Source organism: Succinimonas amylolytica DSM 2873 (assembly GCF_000378405.1).
Classification (GTDB): domain Bacteria; phylum Pseudomonadota; class Gammaproteobacteria; order Enterobacterales; family Succinivibrionaceae; genus Succinimonas; species Succinimonas amylolytica.
In genome coordinates, this window is record NZ_KB899636.1 from 699,849 (window position 1) to 710,227 (window position 10,379).

The window sequence follows — 10,379 nt, forward strand, 5'->3', positions numbered from 1 at the left end:
CATGCCACGATTTTTGTGTGCGGTATAGTACGGATTCACCAGCACTTTTGTCAAGAATCCCTGAAGCCTTGAAATGGGGGTTTAAGACCTAATACATACGAATAACCTCGTAGGAGATTTTTTTGAGTGATATGGGAATTTCTTCGAGAGTAAGCTTTCCAGATTCAAGTTTTGTATAGTCGAGAATATTGTTCACAATGCTTAGCAGGTTGCGGGCACAGCTTTCAATGGTGGTCAGATATTCTGTTTGGGTGTTGGTAACGGCCTGTTTTTCCAGCTGTTTGGCGAATCCTATAATGCCGTTGAGGGGGGTTCTGAGTTCGTGGGACATATTGGCCAGAAATTCCGATTTGGCTCTGGTTGCCATGGTGGCGTCGGAATTGGCCTTTTTCAGAGCTTCGTTCTGTTCCTCAAAGCGATCCAGGGTTTTTCGGAGATCATTGGTAGCGGTATCCACACTGTACTGCATTTCATTTCTGAATTCCTGCATGGCACTGGTCATAGTGTTGATGGATGAGCGCAGACGTTCCAGTTCTCCTAGCATGGTGCCATCGACTTTTACGTTAACATTTCCTTCTCTAATGGCATAGATAGTGGCGCTTAGTTTGTTTATCGGATCCACTATGACGCTGTTGAGGTTTATCCCGAACAAAAGAGCCACCAGAATGCCGGTAAGAATAAGGCAAATGGTGATGATGAGGTCGGTATGCGATTTAATTACTGCACTTTCAGAAAGGATATAGATACTGACATAGCCGGCCAGCGGGCGGGGGTAGTCTATCTGAGGATCTGCAATTTCGGCCTCTTTGTTGTCGTCTGAGGTATCGTTGGATATTTCGTTATCATACAGGGTCATAAGACTGGCTTCATCATAGGCATATATTGGCATTCTCATGATGAAGCCGTCATTCCGGTATTCCACGGTGTTAATGGTTGATATATAGGGATTTTCCTCGGATTCGAGGTTCAGATAATGCATATCGGGGGAAATGTTTGATGTGGCCAGCATTTTATTGTGCCGATCATAAACGGATACTGCCAGAATTTTTGCAGTGTTCTGTCTGAACGCTTCGTTTATTAATCCCTGAACCATGGGAAGATTATTTTGATGGATGGCAAAGCTCAGGTTGGTGCTGAGGGGGTAGATGATCTGTTCTCCCTCTTTTACGAGACGATCATAGGTATTTAGGTAGCTGGTGATGGTAAAGAAAGTGGCAAGCCCGATACCCACCAGAAAAACCGGAAGAATGGAGAACAACAGAATTCTTGTGCGGAGACCGTGTCTGTTCATGGAAACCTTCAATAAGGACAGTACGCAAAGTTTTTACGGTATAATCTGACAAAATCATAAACCTTATGCAATTTTATCAGTAATAGCGTTACTTTAACCATTATCGGAACAAAAATCGGGATTGTCCGAAGTTTCCGGATCCCAAACAGTACCAGAAGGTCTTTATTTATGGTCAAGTTTTATAAACCTGAAGCAAAAAAAGTATCTCCCAAGCATTTTTCGGTCGTGATTTCTGATGTTGATATTAAAGGTAAGGGCATCGGTAAAAAAGATGGTGTTACCTGGTTCGTTTCCGGAGCCCTTCCAGGTGAGGAGGTTGTAGTCAGAGAAATTTCCAGAAAGGGCAGTACGGGAGAAGCGGAGCTCATCAGTATTCTTACCAGATCTTCCGACAGACAGCAGCCGGTTTGCAGGTATTATGAAAAATGTGGCGGCTGCAGTCTTCAGCATATGTCTGCTTCTCAGGAACTTTCCTGTAAGGTTAATGGCATAAAGAGATTGATGAATAAGGTGTTCCGGCTTGATATTCCGGAACCAGACAAAATTGAAGGAAGTGCCAAATATGGTTACCGGAGATCTCTTCGGCTTTCAGTTCAGGGAGATCGTCGGGAGATTCACATGGGATTCCGGCAGGAAAAGAACAGCCGAATTGTTGAGATTGATGAGTGTCCGGTACTCAAAGAGGGCCTGTCCAGGCTGATTACTCCCCTAAGGGAAACTCTTGCGAGGCTGTCTAATTTCAAGCTTATTGGACACCTGGAACTTGTGTCGGGAGATAACGGTACGGCACTTCTTGTCAGAACAATCAATCTCCTTCCTGCCGGAGATGAGGAAATATTTCGTGATTTCGGTAACCGGGAACATGTTGCCGTATATCTTCAGATCCGCCATGAAAAGGGACGGGAAGAACTATTTCAGAGGGAAGAGCTGAAGGCTCTTAACCCTGAAATTCTTGAAGGAGGGCGGCTTTGGTATAACGATGCAGGAGTGAAGGTTTTCTTCACTCCTGGAGACTTCATTCAGATTAATGCTGAAATGAATGCCCGGATGGTAGCTGCTGTAACCGATTATCTGGAACCGACTCTCGATGACGAGATATGGGATCTGTTCTCTGGAGCTGGAAATTTTGCTCTTGCTCTGGCTGGAAAGGTTAAGCATGTCTACGGTGTCGAGGTAGTCAGAAACATGGTATATGAAGCCAGACTGAATGCAGAAACACTGGGAATATCGAATGCGGAATTTATTCTTCAGGATCTGTCAGATGATTTTGCCAAGACTGTTTGGGCAAAAAGTCAGGTGAATAAGGTACTTCTGGATCCGGGGCGTCAGGGGGCTGACAGGGTGATGCAACATCTTATCAGAAAGAATGTTCCCAGAGTTGTTTATGTTTCTTGTAATCCTCTGACCATGATCCGTGATTTAAAGCCTCTTCTTGATAATGGCTACATATTTGAAAAGTGGAGTGCTTTCAATATGTTTCCCAACACTGAACACGTTGAGACCGTAGTTTTACTATCAAGGGCAAAATAGAACGGCTCGGAAAGCCCTTGAAATCAAAGGGGTTGCAGAGTTTGATGCTTTTTTAAGCATGACTGTAAAGAGCGATTTTGACTGTATGTGAAAACATATCAAGGCTGAGAGATACAGCATAGTTGTGGCTACTATTTTGATATTTTTTAGGTTGTAGATACTATTTTGCTGTCATAATGGCTCGTAATCGATAGTGTATTGAAAGCAACCTTTCATCTAATGTTACTCGGAACGGATAGGTTCTGAGTGTTCTAACATCGAATTAAATGTTTCATTCCGTATCGTATTTTTGAGTGATATCAGTTTTGGATTTTCTACGACAATACAGCTTTTTGTTAACTAAATGAGGGTGTAATTGTTGTTTTGTGGGGAGATTATAACTATTTTGGGACGGAATACGATATGATGAAATGTTGATGTCTCCTAAAGAGCAGAACAAGGAAGAAAAGTTTTGCATAATAAAACTCAACTATTGATTAAAATTTGTTACGCGATTTGTGAGCCGATGTGCAACTGATATTCGTGGCTGTGAACGGTAAGGGGTTAGAAAAATTACATACAGTTTTTTATGCCGTATCCGAACACTAATGAAATAATGTTTATTTCATTACCATAGAAGTTAATTAAAGATAAATGTGATCAAAGGAAAATAGGAATGATAACCGGAAGTTTAAAGAATAAAATAAACAGCATATGGCAGGACTTCTATAATGAAAATATGGCGCAGACATCAGAAATAGTGAATCAGCTTACCACGCTTATGTTTATTAAAATGCTTGATGATAAGCAAAACGCAGTGGAGGCACAGGCCGCAAAACTCCAAATTGCTCCTCGTGACAGTGAGTTAACATTCAAGAGAGGAATTTATAAGTATATTGAGTCTGATAACGATCGTGAACGTGTTGTATTTGAAATTCCGTATGAAGATCTTCGTTGGAAAAATTTTAAAAACCTGAACGGCAAAGAATTAGCCAACCGTATAAAGAACTACGTGATTCCATTCATCAAAGATCCTAACAATAAGGCAATTGGTCAGTTTGGTGTATATGCAAAGAAGTATACATTTGGATTTGATGATAAAGAGCGCTTACTTACTTCTGTTGTTGATAAACTCTCTGATAACGAAATGAATTTCACTAAAACAGATCTCATGGGTGATGTTTATGAGTATATGTGTGGAAGTGGAGTATCCGGACAGTTCAGAACACCTAGACACATCATTGACATGGCTGTAGATATGATGAAGCCTAAATTGGGGGAGAAAATTATTGATCCGGCTATGGGAACGGCTGGATTTATTGTTGAATCAGCAAAGTATATTCAAACTCATCAGCGGGATGAGTTGATGAACGTTGATAATAAGAGTAAGTTTAATAATTCCATGTTTTTCGGGTGTGATAATGACACTAATATGGCTCGTATCGGGTATATGAACTGTGTATTGCATAACATCAAAAATCCTGATATCACTATGGATTCATTGCTTGAACATGAAAATGCTAAAGATTATCTCAATTCTTTTGATTTAGTACTTCAAAATCCTCCATTTTCAGGAAGTCTTGTAGAGTCAGCCACGAACGGCAAACTACTTACAATAACAAAGACAAAGAAAACTGAACTTTTATTTGTAGCCCTTATGTTATCTCTTATGAAGGTCGGGGGAAGGGGGATGTCTATAGTACCCGAGGGGGTTTTAACTAACGAGGGAAAAGCCTTCTTATCGTTGCGTAAGGAGTTAGTTGATAATCAAAAGCTGATTGGGGTTGTTTCAATGCCAAATGGTATTTTCAGTGCTCCTACTAAAAAAGGTTCAGCGTCAAAAGGTGCAGGTGTAAAGACCTCTTTCTTAATTTTTCAGAAAACGAATAATGGCGGGACAGATTATGTTTGGTTTTATGATATGCAGAATGATGGGTTTACACTTGACTCAAAACGCAGTCCTATAGACGGTTCTGATATTCCTGATATTGTAGCTAGATACAATAAACTTGATGTGGAAATGAACCGTGAAAGAACAGATAAATCGTTTATGGTTCCTGTTGATGAGATACGAGATAATAAATACGATTTGTCATATAAAAAATACAAGAAGGTGGTTTTGCCTAAAATTAAGCATAGGGAGACTCAGGAAATACTCAATGATATCAGAGAATCACTAAAATTGGGTGAAGAGTTGATAAGTAGAATAAAGGAGTGCCTATAATGAGTTTGCAAAAGATAGGCAAATACATAGAAGAATTTACGAAGAAAAATAAAAATGATGCGCCTTATCCAGTTTATAGTGTAACGAATAGTAATGGATTTTGTACTGATTATTTTTCCAAGGATGTTTCAGGTCAGGATAAGACAACATATAAAATTGTTCCTAAGGGGTATTTTGCTTACAATCCTTCCCGAATAAATGTCGGTTCAATAGACTGGCAGAACAGCGAGGATAACGTTATCGTTAGCCCTTTATATGTGGTTTTTAAATGTTCTGACAGTCTTGATCAAGACTATTTAAAATACTTTTTAAAATCTTCTGTTGGAGTGCGTTTAATAAACGAAAAGACTTCAGGATCGGTAAGAAACAGCCTTAAGTTTAAGGAACTCTCGGAATTTGAACTCAATATTGTTGATGTTGAAGAGCAACGTAAAATTGTAAATACACTTAAGTTGATTGAGTCTGCTATAGAGAATGAAAAGAAACAAATAAATTTATATGATGAGCTTGTTAAAGCCCGATTTGTCGAGATGTTTGGAGATCCGGTTTTAAATGAGAAAGGCTGGAACACAAAACCGTTATTAGAGATGGGCTCTTGCAAGAATGGCATGAATTTTCATTATGAAGATAGTGGTATTGATATAAACTGTTTGGGTGTAGGTGATTTTAAAGAATATTCAGTTATTGAGAATACTGCATTATTACCAATAGTATCTTTAAACAAAATGCCTGAACCAGAATATTTGTTACAAGATGATGACATTGTATTTGTGAGATCCAATGGAAATAAAGCCCTAGTTGGTAGAAGCGTGGCAGTTTATCCTGGTACCACACCAACGACGTTCAGTGGTTTTTGCATAAGATATAGAAAACATGATGATGCTATTACTATTCCATATTTACTAAGAGTGCTAAAGACTGACTCTATCAGAATGAAAATGGCGGGAAGAGGGGCAAATATTCAGAATTTGAACCAACAAATACTAGGTGCACTAATAATTCCTGTGCCACCTATAGATTTACAAAAACAGTTTTCAGAATTTATCAAACACATCGACAAATCAAAATTTGTTGCTAAAAAAAGATTAAAGCTATACGAGGAATTATTGGAAAAGAAAACATACGATTTTTATATCCGCTAGAGGGGTGGTTTAATTGGCTCGAAGTGAAAAAGATACCCGTGAGCAGCTGATAGACCCTAAACTGAAGCAGGCAGGTTGGGCAGTATTAGCTACTAAACATGTTATGGAAAAAAGTAAGGCAGGCATTGAAACTCCTGTAACAGGAATGCCAAAGACAGGACAAAATCCTACCGGTAAGGGGTTTGTTGATTACACTCTTTTTGGTGATGATGGTAAACCTTTAGCAATAATTGAAGCAAAAAAGTCCGTCATTAATGCTGAGCAAGGACGTGTTCAGGCATGCCTTTACGCGGACTGTTTGGAAAAACAGTACGGAATAAGACCTATCATATATTATACAAATGGGTATTCTATCCACGTAATTGATGGAGTATATCCAGCTCGAGAAGTATTTGGTTTCCATAAAAAAGAAGAGTTAGAGTATCTTATTCAGCGTAGAAATAAGCCGATTACGGATTCTGAACCAAACGAAGATATATGTAATAGATATTACCAAAAAGATGCCATCAGAGAAGTTTTAAAACATCTCGGTACAAAGCATTCACGCTCTCTTATCGTTCTTGCTACGGGAACTGGTAAAACACGTGTTTCTTGTGCGATTTCAGAGATTTTTATTAGAAATAACTTTGCAAAACGTATACTGTTTCTTGCTGATAGAAAGAACCTTGTAGTTCAGGCAAAAGAAGAAACATTTGAAAAATATCTCCCTACGCTTCCGATGGCCACAATCATTGATGGAAAGATTAATGGTTCCAAGGAGGCTCGAATTATTTTTTCAACCTATCAGTCGATGCTTTCAATGATTAAGGATACTTCTACATGTCCTTATGGTATTGGCCATTTCGATCTTATTATTGTTGATGAAGCTCATCGAAGCCTGTTCAATAAATACGCTGAAATATTTGATTATTTTGATGCCCTAATGATAGGTTTAACAGCAACACCTAGAAATGACATCCATAAGTCAACATATAGGGTATTCAATCTTGATGATGAAGAACCAAACTATGAGTACGACCTTGTTAAAGCTGTAAAAGACGGATTCTTAACGTATTTCAGAGCTCTTGATAGAACTCCAGATATTTTAAAGAATGGTCTTACGTACGAAGAGTTATCTGAGGAGGAGAAGGAACAGTATGAGGAACTTTTTACCGATGATGATGGAACGATACCTGAAAAGATAGAAGGAAAACAATTCTATTCTTACATCACAAACATTGATACGATACGTCAAGTTTTAAAAGATTTAATGGAGGAAGGTATCAAGGTCAATGGAGGCGATATTTTAGGGAAAACAATTATTTTTGCTAGAGATCATAATCACGCTATTATGATTCAGAAAGAATTTAGAAAATTGTACCCTGAATTGTGTAATCCGACAGCTGTAAATGGAGTGGATTACTGCGTTGTCATTGATAACAAAATCAAATACAACGAAGTCCTTCAGAAGGAATTTAAGTATAAGCAAGAAATACGTATCGTTGTATCTGTCGATATGATGGATACAGGTGTAGATATACCAGAGGTCGTTAATCTTGTCTTTTTTAAGAGGGTTATGTCAAAAACAAAGTTCTGGCAGATGATAGGACGGGGAACTAGACTTTGTGAGGATGCTAATGTTATTTCCCCGTCTAAACCGTATTTCGAACGCTTAACTAATGATACAAATCGGCAACATTATATATCAAAACAAGGATTTCTCATCTTCGATGTGTGTAATGTATTTCCATTTTTTAAGGAAAATCCGGATGGTAGAGAAGATAGAGCTGATGCTGTTTTATCATTAAATCAAAAGATTTACATGGAGAAGGTGGCGTTATTAAAAGCTCTTCAAAATAATCACAGTAAGCTTAATGATGCCGAGAGAACGTTTGAAAAGGAATTGAAGCTATTCTTAGTTGAAGAGGTTATAAACATGAATCCTAATTATATTGGGGTTCAGAAGAACATAAAACAAGTGGAAAAGTATGCTAAGCCGGAAAATTGGAATAACCTTAATCAACAGATGTTCGTTGAGATAAAAAAGCATATAGCCCCAAATGTGATTGGTGTAATTGATTTAGAATCAGCAAGATTTTTTGATTTACTATGTTATAAGTATTCGGCTACTAAATTTAATAAAAACAGTGATTTTACGACGACGGCTAAGTCAATTTATAGTTTGGCTGTGTACTTGCTTGATAATAAACTGCATATCTATGAGGTAAGTGCTCATAAGGAGACGCTTGAATATATTACAACTGAGGATTTTCTGACACATACAAGTGTGGTTAAGATGGAAGATATCAGAATTAATATACGAGAGTTAATGAGGTATATCGAGAAAGAAATTATTGAGCCAATCGTTTCAGATTTTAACGATAGAATAGATAAATTAAACGATGCTGTTGACTACGATGTTGATTTTTCAGTTTCAATCGATGATTTTAAGACCTTTAAGGAAAAGGTTGAATTTTATATAGAGGAACACCCGTCAGATCTTCTCATTAATCAGGTTGCTCTTTTTAACAAAGTTACGACTGAAGCAGTTGAAGCCTTCAAATGTGAGATTAAAAAGCTAGCAAAGACTGATGATGAGTATACAGACTTGTTTGGATGTGATGAAAACATTCCTGTATTTGTAAGAAGAAAATGCGGGATTAAGGAAGATGCTATCAAAGCTTTCGTTGAGTTTGAATCTTTAAAGGGATACTCGCTTCGACAGTTGAGTTATATTGAGGAACTCCTTAAGTACATTTCTCAGAATGGGACATTTGACAGAAAGGACTTGTTACAGGAAGAATTGTATTTTGACGAATTGTTTAATAGTTCAGAAATAAATATGGTTTTAACTGATATAGAAGATAGATTGTAAGGTTCATCATACTGCGGAGCTTAACTTACTACTGGTTATGTGCCGCTTATATTTAGACATAATTCATGGAAAAGCGGTGTAGATTTCTCTTGCACCGCTTGAAGGAGGGAATAAACTCATCTTACAGACTATCTGCTCATGACCTTTATCCCGATTTCTTTGGCCAGGTCCAATAGGTAACGTACTCGTCGTTCAGGAATGCCTTCAATTTCTGCTATCTCTGCTGCTGAATATCCATAACGGGAGCAGAGGTCGAAGACCTTACCGATTTGAGGATCTTTTTTGTTAATAGCCTTCAGAATAGTGTCCAGGTCCATTTCCCTTTCAAAACCATCCTCGTCAGTGGCAACGTAACCGTTCAGTTCCTCCGGTTCACCATATTCGATTACTCTTGGCTGCCGATAATTGCAATAAGGACATTTTGAACATTTTTTTTCATCAGGGCATCTGATTAATTTCCCCGATTTTCCCTGAATCATGCATCGGGAATTCCGGTATTCCCGTCTGTGTTGGTTGTCTAAGCAGTTCCAAAGGTACTTAGCAACTTCCAGGTCGGGAGTTTCAGCAAATCCAACGAGAGCCTTTGGTGAGGTTCCAAATGGGATATGCTGACATTTGTTTCTTGGAAAACCATGTTCTTCACGGTCTTTCTCATCTTTAAATACTTCAATAGGCGCATCGTAAACTAAAATTCCATTAGCGTTAATTCTTCCTTTAAATTGTCTCTGATTAGCTGTGTTTGCCATAATTCACCTGTTCGGTTATTCCGAAGCGGTGAAACCATTCATGGCAGTACTGTCTTGTGTTCATTTCCGGCTACCCCACATTCGGAAGGTAACCAGCGGTGCATGACACTGGAGTGTTCTAAAATGCCTACCTGTTTTGGCCATGCACTCGTCAATTTGCAACTTGACGAGCCTCAACAGATTGGCGGCTTAGGTAGTTCATCTGAACTACTATCGACATGTTAGAGGATTTGAATTTTTCATGATTGGCACGTCGTGCCTATTTAAGAAGAGAATAGAAATACGAAAAAAGCTAGAGTTGATAGGGCTTTAGTGCAAACTCTAGCTTTTCAGAAAGAAGGAGGAATATTGAGAAAGGTGTGTTTACTATGAAGGTAAATAGGCATGCCGTGCCTATTAATTCTTAGAAAATTCTAAAAAATCTCCTATGTATGGTTCAAGGTATTCAACAGCAGCTTCAATTGAGTCACCGTATTTTACATGAAGTGCTTCTTGAATCCATTGATGTGTTTCATTGGTTGTGTCGATGACCAGATAATATGTCCCTCTTTTGCTCAATCGGTTTGTCCCAATATCTGAACTTCGGAGATACAATATTGCTCACTGGCTTTGT

General features: G+C 38.4%; 6 protein-coding genes. 4 read left to right on the top strand and 2 right to left on the bottom strand.

What is annotated here, in order from left to right:
* Positions 1 to 88: 88 nt before the first annotated feature.
* Complete coding sequence (locus F557_RS0103120) at positions 89 to 1,291, bottom strand: histidine kinase dimerization/phospho-acceptor domain-containing protein (protein WP_019000800.1); 1,203 nt, start codon at positions 1,289 to 1,291, stop codon at positions 89 to 91.
* Positions 1,292 to 1,459: 168 nt separating this feature from the next.
* On the opposite strand from F557_RS0103120, the gene rlmD reads away from it, so the two are divergent.
* The 4 genes from rlmD (at position 1,460) to F557_RS0103140 (ending at position 9,020) form a co-directional block, all read left to right on the top strand.
* Positions 1,460 to 2,821, top strand: coding sequence for a 23S rRNA (uracil(1939)-C(5))-methyltransferase RlmD (gene rlmD / locus F557_RS0103125; RefSeq protein WP_019000801.1), 1,362 nt, complete (start codon positions 1,460 to 1,462; stop codon positions 2,819 to 2,821).
* Positions 2,822 to 3,476: 655 nt separating this feature from the next.
* Entirely contained in the window at positions 3,477 to 5,024 is a 1,548-nt protein-coding gene (locus tag F557_RS0103130; protein ID WP_019000802.1) for a class I SAM-dependent DNA methyltransferase, read from the top strand.
* Positions 5,024 to 6,166, top strand: coding sequence for a restriction endonuclease subunit S (locus F557_RS0103135; RefSeq protein WP_019000803.1), 1,143 nt, complete (start codon positions 5,024 to 5,026; stop codon positions 6,164 to 6,166). The genes F557_RS0103130 and F557_RS0103135 overlap by 1 nt, the downstream gene beginning before the upstream one ends.
* Positions 6,167 to 6,179: 13 nt before the next feature.
* A complete protein-coding gene (locus F557_RS0103140; protein ID WP_019000804.1) occupies positions 6,180 to 9,020 on the top strand; it encodes a type I restriction endonuclease subunit R in 2,841 nt (946 codons plus the stop codon).
* Between the two features lie 128 nt (positions 9,021 to 9,148).
* Here the strand turns inward: F557_RS0103140 and F557_RS0103145 are convergent, their stop codons facing one another.
* Positions 9,149 to 9,766, bottom strand: coding sequence for a sigma-70 RNA polymerase sigma factor region 4 domain-containing protein (locus tag F557_RS0103145; RefSeq protein WP_019000805.1), 618 nt, complete (start codon positions 9,764 to 9,766; stop codon positions 9,149 to 9,151).
* Positions 9,767 to 10,379 lie beyond the last annotated feature (613 nt).